Origin of the sequence: Photobacterium lutimaris, from assembly GCF_003025555.1 — a bacterium.
GTDB lineage: Bacteria > Pseudomonadota > Gammaproteobacteria > Enterobacterales > Vibrionaceae > Photobacterium > Photobacterium lutimaris.
This window is the reverse complement of sequence record NZ_PYMH01000010.1, coordinates 178465-196279: the sequence shown is the minus strand read 5'-3', so window position 1 is coordinate 196279 and position 17815 is coordinate 178465. Positions and strand designations below refer to the sequence as shown.

Annotated in this window: 14 protein-coding genes and 3 tRNA genes; 9 read left to right on the top strand and 8 right to left on the bottom strand. The window is 49.5% G+C overall.

Annotated features, from left to right (window positions below):
• Positions 1–14: 14 nt before the first annotated feature.
• The 4 genes from C9I99_RS19395 to C9I99_RS19380 all read left to right on the top strand — a co-directional run bounded on the left by C9I99_RS19395 (position 15) and on the right by C9I99_RS19380 (position 2313).
• A tRNA-Tyr gene (locus C9I99_RS19395) sits at positions 15–99 on the top strand.
• A 79-nt stretch (positions 100–178) separates the two neighbouring features.
• Positions 179–263 (top strand) — tRNA-Tyr (locus C9I99_RS19390).
• Positions 264–342: 79 nt separating this feature from the next.
• Positions 343–427, top strand: a tRNA-Tyr gene (locus C9I99_RS19385).
• 173 nt (positions 428–600) lie between these two features.
• Complete coding sequence (locus tag C9I99_RS19380) at positions 601–2313, top strand: response regulator (RefSeq protein WP_107350484.1); 1713 nt, start codon at positions 601–603, stop codon at positions 2311–2313.
• 31 nt (positions 2314–2344) lie between these two features.
• Here the strand turns inward: C9I99_RS19380 and C9I99_RS19375 are convergent, their stop codons facing one another.
• Together C9I99_RS19375 and C9I99_RS19370 are read right to left on the bottom strand one after the other, a co-directional pair.
• Positions 2345–3310, bottom strand: a complete 966-nt coding sequence (locus tag C9I99_RS19375) for a glutathione S-transferase family protein (protein ID WP_107350483.1) — start codon at positions 3308–3310, stop codon at positions 2345–2347.
• A gap of 157 nt (positions 3311–3467) precedes the next feature.
• Entirely contained in the window at positions 3468–3719 is a 252-nt protein-coding gene (locus C9I99_RS19370) for a GlsB/YeaQ/YmgE family stress response membrane protein (RefSeq protein WP_107350482.1), read from the bottom strand.
• Between the two features lie 203 nt (positions 3720–3922).
• Here C9I99_RS19370 and xthA point away from each other — a divergent pair, with 203 nt between their 5' ends.
• Positions 3923–4729: an exodeoxyribonuclease III gene (gene xthA, locus C9I99_RS19365; RefSeq protein ID WP_107350481.1), complete on the top strand. Its 807-nt coding sequence runs from the start codon at positions 3923–3925 to the stop codon at positions 4727–4729.
• A 111-nt stretch (positions 4730–4840) separates the two neighbouring features.
• Positions 4841–5491 carry a glutaredoxin 2 gene (grxB, locus tag C9I99_RS19360; RefSeq protein ID WP_107350480.1) on the top strand — a complete coding sequence of 217 codons (651 nt, stop codon included), beginning with the start codon at positions 4841–4843 and terminating at the stop codon, positions 5489–5491.
• A 76-nt stretch (positions 5492–5567) separates the two neighbouring features.
• Here the strand turns inward: grxB and C9I99_RS19355 are convergent, their stop codons facing one another.
• From C9I99_RS19355 to C9I99_RS19340, 4 genes are all read right to left on the bottom strand, one after another.
• Complete coding sequence (locus C9I99_RS19355; RefSeq protein ID WP_107350479.1) at positions 5568–6245, bottom strand: ABC transporter permease; 678 nt, start codon at positions 6243–6245, stop codon at positions 5568–5570.
• Between the two features lie 2 nt (positions 6246–6247).
• Positions 6248–6988 carry an ABC transporter permease gene (locus C9I99_RS19350; RefSeq protein ID WP_107350478.1) on the bottom strand — a complete coding sequence of 247 codons (741 nt, stop codon included), beginning with the start codon at positions 6986–6988 and terminating at the stop codon, positions 6248–6250.
• 78 nt (positions 6989–7066) lie between these two features.
• A complete protein-coding gene (locus C9I99_RS19345; RefSeq protein ID WP_107350477.1) occupies positions 7067–7843 on the bottom strand; it encodes an ABC transporter substrate-binding protein in 777 nt (258 codons plus the stop codon).
• Positions 7844–7887: 44 nt separating this feature from the next.
• Positions 7888–8658, bottom strand: a complete 771-nt coding sequence (locus tag C9I99_RS19340; protein WP_107350476.1) for an ABC transporter ATP-binding protein — start codon at positions 8656–8658, stop codon at positions 7888–7890.
• A 285-nt stretch (positions 8659–8943) separates the two neighbouring features.
• Between C9I99_RS19340 and C9I99_RS19335 the strand changes: the two genes are divergently transcribed.
• A complete protein-coding gene (locus C9I99_RS19335) occupies positions 8944–10674 on the top strand; it encodes an ABC transporter substrate-binding protein (protein ID WP_107350475.1) in 1731 nt (576 codons plus the stop codon).
• A gap of 81 nt (positions 10675–10755) precedes the next feature.
• Here the strand turns inward: C9I99_RS19335 and C9I99_RS19330 are convergent, their stop codons facing one another.
• On the bottom strand, positions 10756–12237 hold the full coding sequence (locus tag C9I99_RS19330; protein ID WP_107350474.1) for a YfcC family protein: 1482 nt from the start codon (positions 12235–12237) through the stop codon (positions 10756–10758).
• A complete protein-coding gene (locus C9I99_RS19325; protein ID WP_107350473.1) occupies positions 12234–13589 on the bottom strand; it encodes a M20 family metallopeptidase in 1356 nt (451 codons plus the stop codon). The genes C9I99_RS19330 and C9I99_RS19325 overlap by 4 nt, the downstream gene beginning before the upstream one ends.
• A 364-nt stretch (positions 13590–13953) precedes the next feature.
• On the opposite strand from C9I99_RS19325, the gene ycaO reads away from it, so the two are divergent.
• Positions 13954–15711: a 30S ribosomal protein S12 methylthiotransferase accessory factor YcaO gene (gene ycaO / locus C9I99_RS19320; protein ID WP_107350472.1), complete on the top strand. Its 1758-nt coding sequence runs from the start codon at positions 13954–13956 to the stop codon at positions 15709–15711.
• Positions 15712–16226: 515 nt separating this feature from the next.
• A complete protein-coding gene (locus C9I99_RS19315) occupies positions 16227–17741 on the top strand; it encodes a DUF3360 family protein (protein WP_107350471.1) in 1515 nt (504 codons plus the stop codon).
• Positions 17742–17815: the final 74 nt, after the last annotated feature.

Below are 17815 nucleotides of genomic sequence, written 5' to 3'. Positions count from 1 at the left end.
TAGCAACACCCCGTGGAGGGGTTCCCGAGTGGCCAAAGGGATCAGACTGTAAATCTGACGGCTCTGCCTTCGATGGTTCGAATCCATCTCCCTCCACCATCATTTTGAAAATTGTTTAACTCAATAGAGTGGCCGACAGTTTTCTGGCTTGTAAAGCCAACAACTAGCAACACCCCGTGGAGGGGTTCCCGAGTGGCCAAAGGGATCAGACTGTAAATCTGACGGCTCTGCCTTCGATGGTTCGAATCCATCTCCCTCCACCATCATTTTGAAAATTGTTTAGCTCAATAGAGTGGCCGACAGTTTTCTGGCTGGTAAAGCCAACAACTAGCAACACCCCGTGGAGGGGTTCCCGAGTGGCCAAAGGGATCAGACTGTAAATCTGACGGCTCCGCCTTCGATGGTTCGAATCCATCTCCCTCCACCATCATTTCAAGCCAGTAGTGCAAACTACTGGCTTTTTTCATGCCTGATATTTCCACCTCCGTCAACATTGCATTCAAAATTCTACTTTTAATCACAAACCTAATAGCCTGCGTTGGCTAAATGTCTTTTGTATGCCTATGATTCAATTAGTATCATAGGGGTTGGAATAGGGACATGCCAATAAATCAAAGCCCGTCACGAGGACAAACACTGCCCCTGCATGCGGTGAAAGCCTTAATTGTCGACGATCAGAGACTGGCTACCACCATGCTCAAATCCATGCTGTTACACATTGGGTTAACCCATGTCGATACCGCGCTTGACCACCAGCAGGCACGGCAATACTGCGAGCATAATTCATTTGATGTCCTGTTTATCGATTATCACCTCGAAGGCCCACTCACAGGCACCGAACTGATTAACCTACTTCGCCGGAAAAAACTTATTTCCCCTTACTGCGGTATTATCATGATCTCAGGCGATCATTCAGCCGAAGTGATTTTAACCAGTATGTCGGTGGAGCCCGACAGCTTTATGGCCAAGCCGATCACTGCCGACATGGTCAAAGCCAAGCTAGTTACCACCCTTCACGAATGTGCCTTGCGCACACCTGTATACAAGGCACTGCTCAACCAAGAGCAAAAAAAGGCCATCGCCTTATGTAAAAAGCAATTGATGCATGCCGGCTACCATCACAAGCTTGAAGAGCTACTGCTAGATTTACTGATCGCAGACGGTCAATGGCTACAAGCCGAAAAGTACGCCAATATACTGAAAAAACACCATCCTTCGCCAAAACTAACCCTGATTCTGGCGAAGATCCTGCACCATAATAACCAGCTCAAAGCAGCCATCCACTTACTGGAAAGCCAGCTACAACAATCGCCGCTGCATATTGAACTGTACGATTATCTTGCCAACTACCAAGAGCAGGACAAAGCCTATTACGATGCGTTGAACAGCGCCCAGAAGGCACTCAAGCTAACACCGAGTATCAGTCACCGCGCTCTCAGAGTTGCCCAGCTGGCTGCCGATCTCGACCGGGTTGAGCAGGTGATCAAAGCCGGGCATACCTTGGCTAACCACCTACCCATCATTGATGTCGAATGGATCATCTGCCTTGCGGAGTACATGGCTATTTTCGAGCAAGTCTATTTCAGCCAGCCATCACTGCTCCAACGTCAGCACCTCAAGCTCGCTCTGCAAAAAATCAATAAACGTGCCCATTCCCGGGTCATGCCAACCCAAGCGCCGTTTCTCAACACTTACAGCCATATCATCATGAGCCGGTTACTGCTTGGGAGCGCCTACCCACTAAAAGCCAAACGGCGTTTGCTGCTGGGGCTTTCACATTTTTTCAATAAGATCCCCCAACTGCCATCCGTGGTTTTGGCCGACACCCTTCCCCTACTGGTGCATTTCGGTGAAACACAATTAATCAGCAGTGTGATGCAGGCAATTGATAAGCGAAACCGTTTTGATGGTCATAGCCAAAGCCGGCTCAACGATATCAAGCACCAAAACCACCTTGCCGAAAGGATCCAGCAGCTAGAGAGCCAATTGAAAGAGGCGTACCACATTTTGCACACCTCACCGGAGCAAGCCTTGGTTTGCTACCAGAATATTGTCCATGAATACCCACTTTGCAGCGAAGGCAATCTTGGCTACCTACAATGTATGCTGGATCTCAATGTGGGAAGTGAAGAGGATATAAAAAACAATATGAAAGCCATTAGCTCCATGCCTCTGCCCGGTGACTTGGAAAACTGGCGAAAACAAATTTTAGAAGGTATGACTAGCAAGAGGGCATCGCCTCATCAGCACAAAGTGGCACTGACCTACAAGAAACAAACCCAACGCTTTCTTGAGACTGAAAACACTGGGTAGGAAGCGTTCGGGTCGCTTAATCATCAAGCAGCTATAACAGGTCGCCACGACCGTGTGGTGACAATAAGTCCAGCTCCGGCCCTTTGGGTACAATGCCTGTCGGGTTAATCATATGATGACTGAAGTAGTAATGCCGCTTGATATGATACAAGTCGACCGTATCGGCGATGGCCGACACCTGGTAAAGCTCTTTAAGGTAGCCCTGAAGGCTTGGGTAATCAGCGATGCGTTTGAGGTTGCATTTGAAATGACCGACATACACCGCATCAAAACGCACCAACGTTGTAAACAACCGCCAATCGGCCTCGGTCAGTGTACTTCCTACCAAATATCGGCTTGTCGTCAAATGGCTCTCAAGCTTATCTAGCGCGCTGAACAGATTGTCAAAAGCCTCATCATACGCCGCTTGGGTAGTAGCAAAACCGCAGCGGTATACCCCGTTATTGATATTGGGATAAATAAATTCATTCCATTGATCAATCTCTTGGCGCAGAGCATACGGGTAGAAATCTTGTTGAACCCCCGTGATCTCATTAAAGGCATCGTTGAACATCCGGATAATGTCAGACGACTCATTGCTGACAATGGTTTCTGTTTTCTTGTCCCAAAGCACGGGTACCGTTACGCGACCGGTATAATCATTCTTGGCCTTGGTATAGATCTGATGTAGACAATCGAAGCCATAGAGAGGCTCAGGCTGCGAGAACTCCCAGCCTTTGGTCTGCATATCCGGACTCACGACAGTAACGCCAATATGGGGGGCTAACCCTTTCAGGGCGCGGAAAATCAGGGTGCGATGCGCCCAAGGGCAAGCAAGCGAAACATACAGGTGGTATCTCCCCGATTCAGCCTTGAACCCGGTTTGCCCCATTGGCCCTGCACGACCATCGGCAGTTAACCAATGACGGAACCCCGCATCTTCACGGACAAATTCACCCTTGTTGTTTTCAGTGTCATACCAAACATCGTGCCAAACACCTTTCACTAACTTGCCCATCAGCCGCTCCTTAGTTAAATCGTATAGCCTTTTGACCGTGTCTATTTATCAGCTATGCATCGATTATAGGAAACGACTTGTAAGATGTCCGGAGGTTAAAGCTGAACAAGATCATCAACTTCCTTGAACAACTTCACCCACTCGCAGGCCTGCCAAATTATTTCCGGATGAACTTGTTATACACAAACAGTAAAATCAGTGCCCCGAACGTCGCTGTCACCAAGCTACCAAAATTGACACCGGTTGCCGCGCCAAGGCCAATAAACGACCCAACCCAACCGCCAACAAAAGCACCGGCAATGCCCAATCCCATTGTCGCTATCCAACCGCCACCGTCGTCCCCCGGCATTAACCACTTCGCCAGTGCTCCGGCAATGAGCCCAAGAATAATCCACGAAATAACACCCATATGTTGACCTCGCTGTGCATCATAGTAAGTCGATCAAGCTTGAGCTTAGACGACGTTTTACCGCTTAGACAAATACTAACAAGAACCAAGGCTCCCCCTCCTTCGTCCTCCAGCCAGTTCAATGGCTTTACCAATGTGTGTTAGTATCGATAGCATTGCTCGGGACAAAATAGTCCTATGACCAAATCGGATTGGATAACATAATGAAAGTCATTTCCTTCAACATCAACGGCCTCCGCGCTCGCCTCCACCAACTTCAAGCCCTGATCGACAAACACCAGCCAGACGTGATTGGCCTGCAGGAAATCAAGGTCCATGACGAAGCCTTCCCGATTGAAGATGTCGAGGCCATGGGTTACAAGGTCTACCACCACGGCCAGAAAGCCCACTACGGCGTGGCAATGCTGTGCAAGCAAGAGCCAATTGAAGTACGCAAAGGCTTCCCGACTGATGACGAGGAAGCCCAGCGCCGCATGATCATGGCAACCTTCGAGCAAGAAGATGGCCGCAAGGTAACAGTATTGAACGGCTACTTCCCACAGGGTGATAACATCAACCACGAGACCAAGTTCCCGGCCAAAGAGAAGTTCTATGCGGATCTGATGACCTACCTTAACGATCACCACAACAACGACGAAGAAGTGATTGTGATGGGTGACATTAACATCAGCTCGATTGATCTGGATATCGGTATCGGCCCGGCCAATGCCAAACGCTGGCTGAAAACCGGCAAGTGTTCGTTCCAGCCTATTGAGCGCGAATGGCTGAAAACCTTGCTGGACTGGGGCTTTGTTGACACCTTCCGCCAACTTCACCCTGAGGTTGACGATCAGTTCTCGTGGTTTGACTACCGCTCAAAAGGCTTCGTGGATAACCGTGGCCTGCGCATTGATGTTGTGTTGGCAACGCCTTCGCTGGCAGAGCGCTGCATTGAAGCAGGCATCGACTACGAATTGCGTGGCATCGAAAAACCGTCAGATCACGCGCCTATCTGGTCAACCTTCAAGTAAGGCCAAATAAGGCCAAATAAGGCCAAATAAGGCAAGTTACTTCAGTGAGTGGGGAAACGACGTCCCCTCACTGGAAATTTCAGTGCACAAGTTGACTCACAAGGAAAGAAGATGAAACTGTTTGTATTTGATCACTGCCCTTTCTGTATCAAAGCCATGATGGTGGTGGGCCTGAAGAAGGCTGATATTGAACTGGTCTACCTGCAGAACCATGACGTGGATGCACGTATCGACAAGGTCGGTGCGAACCTCGTGCCTATCTTGCAAAAAGAAGACGGCAGCTACATGGCTGAAAGCTTGGATATCGCCGCTTACATCGACGTCCTTAATGGCAACCCGGTATTGGCAACCGGCAGCAACGACGACAACATCAGCACTTGGTCTACTGTCGCCCGTCCATTCAGCAGCCGCTTGCTATACCCGCGCTGGATGAAAGTCGAGCTACCTGAGTTCCAATGCGAAGAGGCAAAAGCGTGGTTTACCAAGAACAAAACTGCGATGATCGAGCAGGACTTTGATGATGCCTTCAGCAAAACTGAAGAATATTTGGCCGAGCTCAATGCCTCTTTCGCGCTGCTATCCTGGCTGCAATTACCGTCTGAGCGCAACAATGTGTTGAGTTACGATGACGTCAATCTGTTCCCGTCATTGCGCAACCTGACGGTTGTCAAAGGCGTTCAGTTCCCCAACCGCATTCGCCAGTATATCGACGAAGTGGCAGAATTGACCGCGACAACACTATACGACGATATTGCAGTGTAACAACGCTGATACCAGTATTAAAAAAGCCCAGCCAATTGATATTCGCTGGGCTTTTCTTTTCACAATCGGCTAACCACTACGACAATGGTCGCATATGTCTCATCCAGCGCCCCTCAAGCTTGCGGAACCCCCACAGGATGATAAAGGTCAATACCATATAAAACATACCGGCGAACAGGTAAGACTCAAACGGTGCGTAGTAGCGGGAGTTGACGATTTTTGCCGCCCCGGTGAGATCAACAATCGTCACGATACCGGCCACCGCCGAGCCATGGAGCATGAAAATAACTTCGTTACTATAGGCAGGCAAAGCACGACGCAGTGAGCTTGGCAAAATGATCCGACGAAAAGCCTGAGCGGGACTCATCCCATACGCCTTGGCCGCTTCAATTTCGCCTTTCGGCATGCTGTTGATCGAACCACGGACAATCTCTGCAGTATAGGCTGCGGTATTGAGCACAAAGGCCACCAGCGCACAGAACCATGCCTCCTGCCACATAGTGCCTTGCACATTGATCAATTGACTCAAGCCGTAGTAAATCAAATACAGCTGGATCAGCAACGGGGTGCCACGGAAAAAGTAGATAAACGCCCACGCAGGAAGATAAACCAATGGCATCTTGCTGTTACGAGCAATACCTATCGGAATTGCAATCACCAAGCCAATCACCAAGGCAGCGGCCACTAGCCATACCGTGGTATACAAGCCTTGCAAATAAATCGGCCACGAGTCAGTCAGAATACTAAAGTCCATACCTACCTCGTGTGAATACTGAATTTACGCTCAGCCCACTTTAGGCCAGTGGTCGAGAGCGAAGTAAAGAAAAGGAAAATAACCGCCACTGACATATAAAATGTAAATGGCATCTGGGTTGTCCCTGCCGCCAGCGCGCCTTTGCGCACCATATCATCAAGCCCGATCACCGACACCAGCGCGGTGGTTTTCAGCAATACCAGCCAGTTGTTGCCAAACCCCGGCAAGGCATGACGAACCATCTGCGGTAACAGGATACGACGAAAAGAAAGGAAGCCACTCATACCGTAGGCTTTACCGGCCTCCAGCTCCCCTTTATCGACAGCCATAATCGCACCACGGAAAGTCTCTGCCATGTAGGCGCCAAAGATAAAACCAATCGTTAAGATCCCAGCGATAAACGGGCTGATCTCAATATAATCGGGTAGATAAGCGGTCCACTCGTGGTTTGGATCCGAAGACGTGAAATAGCCATTGATAAATTCATTGATCCGGTAGAGGCTATCGTTGAGCAACATCTGACCGCCAAAGAAGATCAGCATCATCAATACCAGATCCGGAATGCCACGGATCACCGTGGTGTAGAATGTGGCAATGGCCCGCGCCCAGCGATAAGGGGATAACTTTGCCAAAGCGCCCAGCATCCCCAGCACCATCGCCAGCACCAGTGATAACAAAGCAACTTGCAGGGTAAGCCATGCCCCTTCCACCAGTGACCATTCATAACCTTTCAAATCAATCAAAAGGAAGCTCCTTCTTACTGCTTAGGAGAGTGATCCTGAAGGGGCCTCCTATCAGGATCACAGCAAAGTTTCTACTGGTTACTCACCGTAAACATCGTAAGCAAAGTACTTCGATGCGATCTGCTGATAAATTCCTTTCTCACGGAGTGACTTGATAGCTTCATCAAGCTGTTTGGTCAGATCTTTATCTTGCTTGCGAACTGCAATTCCAAAGCCATCACCAAACCATTTAGGATCAGTCAGAGACGGACCGATAAACTCATAACCGTCACCACCTGGCTTGTTCAACAAGCCTTCTTCAAGTGCAGAGGCATCACCCAGCACCGTCGCAATACGGCCAGCTTTCAGGTCAAGGTATGCGTCATCAAATGAGCCGTAGCGAACAATCTCCACCGAACCATCAAAGTTATCGGAAAGGTATTTATCGTGAGTTGTTGCCCGCTGGACACCCACCTTCACGCCGTTAAGGCCTTCTTGGGTGAAATCGATATCGGTCCCTTTCTTGGCAACAAACTTGTTTGGAATAAGGGCGTACTTGCCAGTAAAGTCGACGCGTTTTTTACGCTCTTCGGTAATAGACATCGCAGCGATAATGGCATCGTACTTGCGCGCGAGCAGGGATGGGATAATGCCATCCCAATCTTGCGCAACGATTTTACAGTCGGCTTTCAGCTCTTTACACAGCGCATTGGCCATATCCACATCGAAACCACGCAGCTCACCGTTCGGCTCAGTCCAACTAAACGGAGGATAAGCACCTTCAATACCGAAGCGCACGGTTTTCCATTCCTTTGCCTGTACGGCACTGGTACCCAAAGCTGTTACAACGGCTGCTGCCAAAATCCATTTTTTCATTGTTTACTCCTGTTGTACTTTTAGTCCTAGTGTTGCCAGTTTGCTTAATAAATCGATGAAATAAACTGCTGGAGACGTTCAGACTCTGGGTTCGAGAACAGCTTGGCGGGATCGCCTTGCTCTTCAACTTTCCCTTGGTGCAGAAACATCACCTGATTCGATACATCACGGGCAAAAGCCATTTCGTGGGTCACCACCAGCATGGTCCTGCCTTCTTGTGCCAAGTCTTGCATGACCCCCAGTACTTCCCCCACCAACTCAGGGTCAAGGGCTGATGTCGGCTCATCAAACAGCATAACTTCAGGGTCGACAGCCAGTGCCCGGGCAATCGCGGCACGTTGCTGTTGCCCACCCGATAAGTGGCCGGGGAAATAATTACGCCGCTCATAGAGACCGACCTTTTTCAGCAATGCCTCGCCACGCTCAATGGCCTCGGCCTTGGGCACGCCCAGCACATGTACAGGGGCCTCGATAACATTACCCAGCACCGTCATGTGTGACCAGAGGTTAAATCCCTGAAAAACCATCGCGAGGCGGGAGCGAATTCGCTGTACTTGTTTTTCATCAACGGGAAGAAACTCACCCTGTCGATTATTTTTCATTTTAATCAGTTCACCATTGACCCAGATTTCTCCCTGAGTCGGTGTTTCAAGTAGGTTGATACAACGCAGAAAAGTACTCTTACCCGAACCGGAAGAGCCAATAATCGAAATTACATCACCACGGTGGGCCGTTAACGATATACCTTTAAGGACTTCGTTCTGACCAAAAGACTTATGTAAATCCCTTACATCAAGCGCCACTTCACCTGCCATGTGCGCCAACTCCTGTTACTCCGTGAATTACCATATCCCCTCAGTGCATATTTCAACGAGTGGGATTTCGTTGCCCAAAAAGACAAAAGATTGTCTGTTTTGCGAACACTTTTATCGACGGTATCACTAGAAATAAAATTTGGCAACATTTCATTAACCAGCACAAAGCGAGAATAACCAGTCACATTTAAAGAATAAAACAGCAACTAACATCCATTTCGCCCACATTGAACTATTTATCTGCATGCGGTAATTTAAGTGGGAAAATAGACCGCCGGATTAAATATGTTTGATAAATCAATAATTACAGTAAATTCAGCACGCTCGACGTGCTGCTTCGCTAGCCTGTTACTGCTTGTTTTCAGCACGTTTTATCCGTTTATCTACGCACATGCCTCACAGCCACAATCTGTAACAATTCTAACGGTCGTACCGGAATATAAAGATGCAGTAACGGCCAACTTTAATCCCTTTTCTAAAGCTAGCATGCCTACAACGCATGAATTCATGTTTGAGCCCCTGGTTATCTTCAATACTCTGCAAAACAACAAGCCAGAGTACCGTTTGGCGACGAGCTACCAGCTCGATAAAGACCTCATGGGGGTCAGTTTTTCGCTTCGTGAAGGGGTGAACTGGTCGGATGGGAAACCATTCAGTGTCGATGATGTTATTTTCTCGTTTTCCATTGCGCTTAAATATCCAGAACTTGACTCACACGGCATCGGGCAGTGGGTCAAATCCATCGAAAAGCGTAACAAGCACGAGGTGTATTTCAGGCTGAAAAAGCCCAATGCTCTGGTCGCCTACACCCTTGTTCTGCTTCCCATCGTGCCAAAGCACCAATGGCAACAGGTGGACAATTTTATCCAATTCACCAACTCAGACCCAGTCGGCACTGGCCCTTTTACCGACATACAGGCGCTGGATGACAACGGCTACTTACAGTGTGCCAACCCCGAATATTGGCAAGCAGACAAACGCCATATCGACTGCTTACGCTACCCCAAAGTCACGACTAACGATGATTTCATTTCACGAATTTCTAAGGGAGAGTTCGACTGGACGGGTAGTTTTATCCCCGACATTGAGCGCCACTACTCTTCCTATTCGCCCGACTTTAAATACTGGCTCCCCCCCGCCAGCAACGTCAGCTTGATGTTCAACTTCAAGGCTGCCGATCCTGGTGTGCGTGAACTGTTCAACCATGTTGATTTTCGCCGCGCAATCTCGATGGCCTTGCAGCGCCAGCTCTTGATCGATATTGCCGCCTTTGGGCAGGGTGAACCATCCCGCTATGCCTCGGGGATGAGTGAACGTTTCCGCTCCTGGGCTGATCCCATGATCACCGAAAAGTACCGCCCCTATGTCTCCTATAATCCGATGCTGGCAAAAGACCTACTCGCTCGCATCGATCTGGTCGATCGCAATGGCGACGGGTGGCGTGATCTGCCAAGTGGCAAACCGTTAGTACTCACGATTATCACCCCAAAAGGCTGGTCTGATTTCAATACGACGGCCCAGTTGATCAGTGAAATGCTACGCCAAATTGATATTCAGGTAACATCTGTTCAGGCTGACTTCCTGCAATTCAACGAACGCCTCGCCCATGCCGACTACCAGCTGGCGCTTACTAACTACCCGCAGGGACCGACTCCATTCAAATATTTTGATACGGCGTTCAACAGCGCATACCAGGCCCCTCACTACCCGCGCTATGCGATGCATTATTACCAAAATCCACGGGTCGATAGGCTGCTGACACAATTTCCGGTCGCGACAACCAACCAGCAACGTCACCAAATCATCCGAGAGCTCAACCAGATCATTGCCAACCAGCAGGTGACGGTTCCTCTGTACAATACTGTTGAGTTCTACCAATATAACACCCTTCGTTTCGAAGGCTGGTTTACCGAAGATAACCCGGTTGCCAGCCCACTGATCTGGCCGCAGGCCCCCGAACGCCTGCTGCATGTACTCGCCTTAAGGCCCAAGGTTCAGCCTCCCAAGCCGGAGTAATACCGAGCAAGCTTGATAAGCAAGCCTCCACAAAAAAGCGAGCCATAAGGCTCGCTTTTTTTAGGTTGGACGATAGGCTACTTACGCCATTGCAGCGCCGGCAAACAACAGTACAACAGTGATAACCAACACCATCACCACAAACGGCATCACCCATTTCAGGAAGCGCTCATAAGGGATTTTCGCCAGTGCCAAACCAGCCACCAGGTGGCCTGCGGTTGGCGCAAAAATGTTGATCCAACCACTTGCAGACTGGTAAGCCGTAATAATCAAATCACGGCCGATACCCGAGAAGTCAGCCAGCGGTGCCATCAGCGGCATTGACACGGTTGCCAAACCTGAGGTCGATGGAATAAAGAAGCTCAGTACGATATGGACGAAGTATGTCACGACCACAAAGACACCTGATGACAGGCCGGTCACCACACCTTCAGCCCAGTTAAGGATAGTATCGATGATCACACCGTTATCCATCACCACATAGATACCACGAGCAACAGCGACCACCAGAGCAACACCGATCAGGTCTTTAGCCCCTTCGATGAAGGTCTTAATGAACTCCCCTTCAGGCATACGGTTGATAATCGCAATCAAGATAGCCGATGCCAGGAACAGGGTCGACAGCTCATCGAACCACCACCACAGCGTAGGGATCGCGGTAATGCCCATGTCTTCCCATGGAATAACACCGTATATCATGACCAAGAAGGCACCAAAGAAGATCCCCATGGTCCACTTCTGCTTGGTGGTGAACTCACCGGTATCGTCACTGACATGGGAAAATTCGTCGTTAAACTCAATATCCGCCAGCACCGAGTTGGCTTTGTCCGCTTTTACCTTCGAGGCATAACGCATGACATACCACGATGCCAACACAATCAAAATCGCGAGTTGCACCACACGAAGGACGATACCGTCACCGATTGGCAAGCCGGCAAATCCTGAGGCAATACCGGTCGCAAATGGGTTAACCGTTGAAGCCAATACCCCAACCCCGGAGCCCAGCAGGATGATCCCTGCAGCAACCATGCGGTCATAACCCGCCACAGCCATTACCGGCAGGATCACCGCCCAGAAGGCCACGGTTTCTTCGGCCATCCCGTAGGTCGAGCCACCGAGTGCAAACAAAGTGATCAGTACCGGGATCATCATCTGCTCACGGCCACGGAACTTACGGACAATCGCCGCCACACCGGAGTCCATCGCACCGGTGCGCATGGTCACGGCAAGGAAACCACCAATCACCAGTACAAACAGCGCAACATCAACCGCCTTATGGAAGCCCTTAATCGGGGCCATCAGGATATCAATGACCCCCTGCGGCGAAGACTCCAGCTCTTGGTAGGTACCAGGAATAGGCAGTAACCGCTCACCCCCATCGTAATCGAGCACTTCAGCGGCAGGGATCACCACATCGGTGCCATTCACCAGGTAGTCATACTTGCCCGCAGGCATGACCCATGTAAGCAGGGCAACAAGGGCAATGATGGAAAAAAGAATGGTATAAACAGTCGGCATTTTGAAAGAACGTTTCATTTTGCCAGCCTCTGTAGTCGTGGTCATAACTCTACTCCCTGCAGCTGATAAATCGCGTTGGCATACACATTCATTGCTTTGAGCATGTCATCAATAATCAAATATTCATTCGGCATGTGTTCTACCTTGTCGCGACCGGGGAAAATCGCCCCATAGGCCACACAATTGGGTATCGCACGGGCATACGTTGCCCCACCGGATGTCATCGGCTCGCTGTCCATATCTCCGCTGATTTCTTGGTAAGCTTTCATCAGCGTTAGGATCACCGGGCTTTCTGCAGGCATATACAAGGAAGGTAGCACATCAAATTCCTCGTAGCGCAAACCGTACTGCTCGGCGACAGCCTGAATATCATTATCGAAGTCGTCTTTTTCAAACGAAACCGGCACTCGGATATCAATCCCGAGTTTGCTTGCCTGATCGCTAAGTTCAAGCTGGGCAACATTGAAAGTCAGGCGGCCACTGACATCTTCGATCGGGCCAAAGATCTCGATGGCGTTAGCATCTTCACCGACTTGCTCGGCGACAAATTTAATCACCGGGTGGGTCACCCCAATGCTGCTTAATGCCAAGCACAGGCGGGCAATCGCGTTGACCCCTTTGGTATCGCTGGCAGCTGAGTGTGCGGCCTTGCCAAAAACCGTTACCTCGGCATCTTCTGCGCTAAAGTCATAACCCAGCTCATCAAGCTTGGCGGCCAATTCTTCCCACAACGGGCCTTCATATTTGGCCAGCTCAGGCACCGCATTCAGGGCACCACCGCACTCCAGCGAGATAAGGTCATCCCCCGGACCGTGGAGCCAAGATTGGATCAGCATTTTTTCAGCATGAATGAGCGGAAAAGCGGAGTCTGGCGTAAAGCCACAGCTTGGTACCTCTTCTTTTTCCAAGTACCGTTCAATACAGCGCCACAAGGTTTCTTCATCAGTACCGAAAATGAAGCGAATGCGCTTATTGAGCACCACACCGCTGTCGAGCAAGGCTTTCACCGCATAAATAGCGGCCAGTGTAGGCCCTTTGTCATCTTGGGTACCGCGCCCATATAAACGACCATCACGGATTTCCGGGCTAAACGGATCAGAATGCCAAGCCGACATATCACCGGTTGGTACCACATCCAAATGGCCCAACACCCCTATCATTTGCTCACCATCACCAATCTCGGCATAGCCGTAATAGCCTTTGTGATCCTTATAGATGGTAAACCCAAGGTCGTGGCATAACGCCAGTGTTTCGTCCAAACAATCGTCAATCGGCTTGCCAAACGGCTTACCGCTATCATCTTCCTGGTACACACTGGGAATAGCCACCAAACGCGTCACTGCGGCAATATAGTCATCACGCAGCGCGTCGATATTTGATGCTATTGTTGCTTTCATCGTATCCCTCTTTGACTTCATCTGCTTTTCTCTGCAGAGACGAACGCCCACCGACAAAAGTAGTGAATATCTATTTTAAATCAGCATTATTAGTTAGTTGGAACTCGCTTGACCAACTCATTCTGCTACATGCCATAGGGAATAACTGTGACTACTTTCACTGGTCGACCGCACAAGGTGGGACTGCGGTCAAAATATCGACAAAATGTTTCCATTGCCAAGTCACCACAAACCATGCCATTTGGCCTTTCATCAATATGATCAGTTAGGATGCCCAAACGCACCCCAGTCGCGTTTGGGCATCCTGTTCATAATTAGTTATACTTCGCGCCATTCAACCTCCTGTCTTGTGACGAGATCGATAATGACAACATTTGTAACCGGTAAAGACGCCACGCTAGAAGCAACGATTGCGCGTTTCCATACTCAACTCCAAGCACTTGGCTTCAATATGGACAGCATGGAAAGTGCCTTATGGCACAACCCGATCCCCAATGTCTGGTCTGTGCAAATCCGTGATATAGATGCACCGATGAACGTCAGCCACGGCAAGGGAACCAGCCAAAAGGCCGCTCTAGCATCGGCTCTGGGCGAATATCTCGAGCGCCTGGCAACCAACGACTTCTACAACGACTACTATTTGGGCGCGGCCGTTGCCGATAGCGAATTCGTTCATTATCCGAACGAGAAGTGGTTCCCTATCGATCTTGAAGAAAACTTGCCTCCGGAAGCGATTTTGGATGAGCGCCTGACCCAGTTTTACGATCCCACCCTTGAGCTATTAGGTACCGATCTGGTCGATCTGCAATCGAGCAACATGGTGCGAGGAATTTGCACCCTGCCATTCGAACGCCAAAGCGACAAGGAAACGACCTATATACCGGTCAATATCATCAGCAACTTGTATGCATCAATTGGGATCTCCACGGGCGATACCCAATTCGAAGCCCGCGCTCAGGCCCTGTGCGACATCATCGAGCGTAAAATCAAAAGCCGCGTTATTGATGAGAAAATTAGCCTGCCGGAAATCCCGCAGCCTACGCTTAGCCGTTTTACCACTATCCAGGGTGCAATGGACGCACTCAAGGCGAAAGGGTTTCAAATCAACAGCTACGATGCCTCCCTTGGCGGTAAATTCCCGGTGGTCTGTGTCGCACTATCCAGCCCAGACAAGCAGGTGAGTTTTGCTGCTTTCGGTGCTCACCCTTGCTTCGAGGTTGCTTTCGAGCGTGCTATCACTGAGCTTTTACAGGGTCGCAGCCTTGATGAACTCAATGCACTCCTTGTGCATTCTGCCGAAAGCTCAGCAACCAATAATGACGACGTATCGGATAACCAGCCAGCGGAGTCAGCAGGCTTCGTTCCGTCGGCATTGTTCCAGCCTGGATCTAGCGTTGATTTCAGCGATTGGAGCATCAGCGGCACATCTGAAGAGCACTTCAATTATTTGATGGGCCGATTACACGCTGAAGGTGCCGATGTCTATATTGCTGATTACGACCACCTTGGTGTCGATTGCTGCCGTATCATCGTTCCGGGCTGGTCTGAAATTTCGCCGGTAGACGATCTAATTGAAGCCAACAACAATGTGGCCTTGGAATTGCGCGAGGTACTATTGGCATTACCGAATGTCGAATGGGATGCTGAGCAATATGCCGAGATGTTCCATATTGTCGAAGAAGAGTTCGACGACAACACGCTCCTCCCTGCAATACTTGGCATGGCGACCGACACCAGTGATGCATGGCAAACCCTGCGAGTCGGTGAGCTGAAATGTTTAATTGCACTGGCTGGCGGCGATCTTGAATTGGCTCTGGAATATGCACAATGGAGTGTTGCCTTCAACACATCGACTTACAGCACCGATCGTGCCAACTTCGTCCGCTGCCTAGTCGACAGCCTAAAGTTGGCCCTGGACGAAGAGCATGATCCGGCCACGCTAAAAGCCGATTTCGAGCGCAAGTACGGTTCCGAGACTGTCGCGGCCGCGTGGGGCTCAATTGAAGGCAGTGTGCGCTTCCATGGCCTGACAGCCGGCGATCTGACCATGAGCCAGTTCCCTCCCCACCAGAAATTGCTGCAGTCTTACCGTAAACTGCAAACGGCAAAAACGCAGAACTAAGCTAAAATTGCACAATACGCCTGAACTGATGCCCTATCAGTTTGGGCCCATTTTGTACTTTGGTTACATGTTCGCCCTTTCATTCCACTCAAAAAAAGTTGAATACATTTCACAAAATACTTTTACTTAGTTGCTACTTTTTAGGTAACATGCCTGTAGCCCGACAAACGCGTATCTAAAAAGAATAACCACAGCAAAAACAAGGCTATAAGCTCAAATCAACAACGAAAGGCGCGTTTCACAAGTTTACTTTTGTTATAAAATTTCTTTCATATTTCGCAACAATTGTACTTTTCACTCAATTTTTTTTGGTGATTTACTTACAAAATTTTAGCGAGAGTGATCGAGATCAATTCCATTTAAGTGGACAAGCGGTACACTGCAGCCAAATTTGGTGAAATTAAATTACACTTAACAACTGCTTGGCTTAAATACATACAATAGGCAGGTTTGTTGGGTGAGTTTCAACCAACAATATAAATAAAAATTATTTTTTAATGTAGAACGAGGCACTTATGTCATCACAAGAAAGAAGTTATCAGGAGCTACACCGCCCTGCATCTGACTTCGCTAGTCGTTCCGACTATCTTGATCATGAGCTGAAAATCATGAAACCACGCCGCTGGAAGCTAAACCTTCCAGGCCGTGACTTCCGTTTTGAGCTTGAAGATCTGGTTCCTGCGCTAGCGGGTACGATTGCAATTATCGCGATGTACTCATCGGTTGCTATGTCTTGGGCTGATGGCCTGACAGCAGCTTGGGATCACGTGGAACTTGGCAAAACATTTGCTATCGAAGTTGCCCGTGTTGAAATGCTAATCCCAGCCCTTCTTTTTTGTATTCTTGCCTCGGGATTTTTTAACCCTCGCGCCAACTTGGCGGGTAACCACGGCCCAATGATCCCGTTGATCGGTACCATTGCCCTGGCTGGTGCCCACCCACTTGCGCTGGCTATCCTTATCGGTGTCTTCGGCCTGTTGCTGAGCTACTTTAAGGGGGGGTCGAAACTGGTCAACCTCACCAGTGAGGGGGTGGCCGGTGGCCTGCTCATCTTCCTCGGTTTCACCGGTGCGATGAGCCAAATTGGCGATATCCAGTCTTGGGCTGTCGGTCTTCAGAGTGCTGATGTTGCACAAGGTAGCCTCGGATACATCGGCTTGGTCGTATTGGCTGTAAACATTATTCTTTACGCCTACCTAGCCAAAGTAAACAAGCGCTGGCTGGCGATCCCTGCTTGTGCAATAACCGGTTTACTGGTTTCCCTTGCACTTGGTGCGGGCTTTGACCTAGTATTCGAAACCGAAACAGGTTTGCCTAACTTGAATCCAGTGTACTGGTGGGGCAGCACAGAGCAAGGTTGGATGCTTGGCCTACCGGGTATTGAGCATTTCATCGCTTCTTTGCCGTTTGCGATTCTTGCTGTAGCAATGTGGTCACCAGACTTCTTGGGTCACCGCATCTTCCAAGAGCTGAACTACCCGAAAGGTACTGATCGCGTTCTGATGGACGTTGATGACACTATGACAACTTGTTCACTACGCCAGATGGTAGGTACAGCGGTCGGTGGTTGTAACATCACGTCATCTTGGGGTACATATATTATCCCGGCAGGTATTGCGAAGCGTCCAATTCCAGCAGGTGCGATTCTACTGGGTGTGATGTGTATCATTGTCGCGATCCTTGGTTTCCCAATGGATGTAGCAGTATGGCCTCCAGTAATGCGTATCGCATTGCTTGTAGGTGTTTTCCTGCCGCTTCTTGAAGCCGGTGTTCAGATGGTGAAAGACACCAAGGACTCACAGGCTGCTGGTATCTGTGTGTTCGCAGCCATCGTTGCTAACCCTGTACTAGCATGGGCACTAACCATGCTGCTAGACAACAATGGTCTTATCGGTAACAAAGAACGTGCAGCTAAGCTGTCAATTGTCGATAAAATCATCATTCCAGCAGGCGCGCTAATCATTTGTTTGGTTGCGATGCTGGCAGTAGGTATGCTTGAAGGCCAATACGGTATTCCAGCACTACTGTAACAAACGTATACAGGGCAGTGCATGCACTGCCCTACTCCATTAGTGCCGAAAGCACTAATACGAATAATCAAACG

What these genes read in the sequence shown, in the direction of transcription:
- C9I99_RS19380 (WP_107350484.1), top strand. Translation starts at nt 601, where the DNA reads ATGCCAATAAATCAAAGCCCGTCACGAGGACAAACACTGCCCCTGCAT.
- C9I99_RS19375 (WP_107350483.1), bottom strand. Translation starts at nt 3,310, where the DNA reads ATGGGCAAGTTAGTGAAAGGTGTTTGGCACGATGTTTGGTATGACACT.
- C9I99_RS19370 (WP_107350482.1), bottom strand. Translation starts at nt 3,719, where the DNA reads ATGGGTGTTATTTCGTGGATTATTCTTGGGCTCATTGCCGGAGCACTG.
- xthA (WP_107350481.1), top strand. Translation starts at nt 3,923, where the DNA reads ATGAAAGTCATTTCCTTCAACATCAACGGCCTCCGCGCTCGCCTCCAC.
- grxB (WP_107350480.1), top strand. Translation starts at nt 4,841, where the DNA reads ATGAAACTGTTTGTATTTGATCACTGCCCTTTCTGTATCAAAGCCATG.
- C9I99_RS19355 (WP_107350479.1), bottom strand. Translation starts at nt 6,245, where the DNA reads ATGGACTTTAGTATTCTGACTGACTCGTGGCCGATTTATTTGCAAGGC.
- C9I99_RS19345 (WP_107350477.1), bottom strand. Translation starts at nt 7,843, where the DNA reads ATGAAAAAATGGATTTTGGCAGCAGCCGTTGTAACAGCTTTGGGTACC.
- C9I99_RS19340 (WP_107350476.1), bottom strand. Translation starts at nt 8,658, where the DNA reads ATGGCAGGTGAAGTGGCGCTTGATGTAAGGGATTTACATAAGTCTTTT.
- C9I99_RS19335 (WP_107350475.1), top strand. Translation starts at nt 8,944, where the DNA reads ATGTTTGATAAATCAATAATTACAGTAAATTCAGCACGCTCGACGTGC.
- C9I99_RS19330 (WP_107350474.1), bottom strand. Translation starts at nt 12,237, where the DNA reads ATGACCACGACTACAGAGGCTGGCAAAATGAAACGTTCTTTCAAAATG.
- C9I99_RS19325 (WP_107350473.1), bottom strand. Translation starts at nt 13,589, where the DNA reads ATGAAAGCAACAATAGCATCAAATATCGACGCGCTGCGTGATGACTAT.
- ycaO (WP_107350472.1), top strand. Translation starts at nt 13,954, where the DNA reads ATGACAACATTTGTAACCGGTAAAGACGCCACGCTAGAAGCAACGATT.
- C9I99_RS19315 (WP_107350471.1), top strand. Translation starts at nt 16,227, where the DNA reads ATGTCATCACAAGAAAGAAGTTATCAGGAGCTACACCGCCCTGCATCT.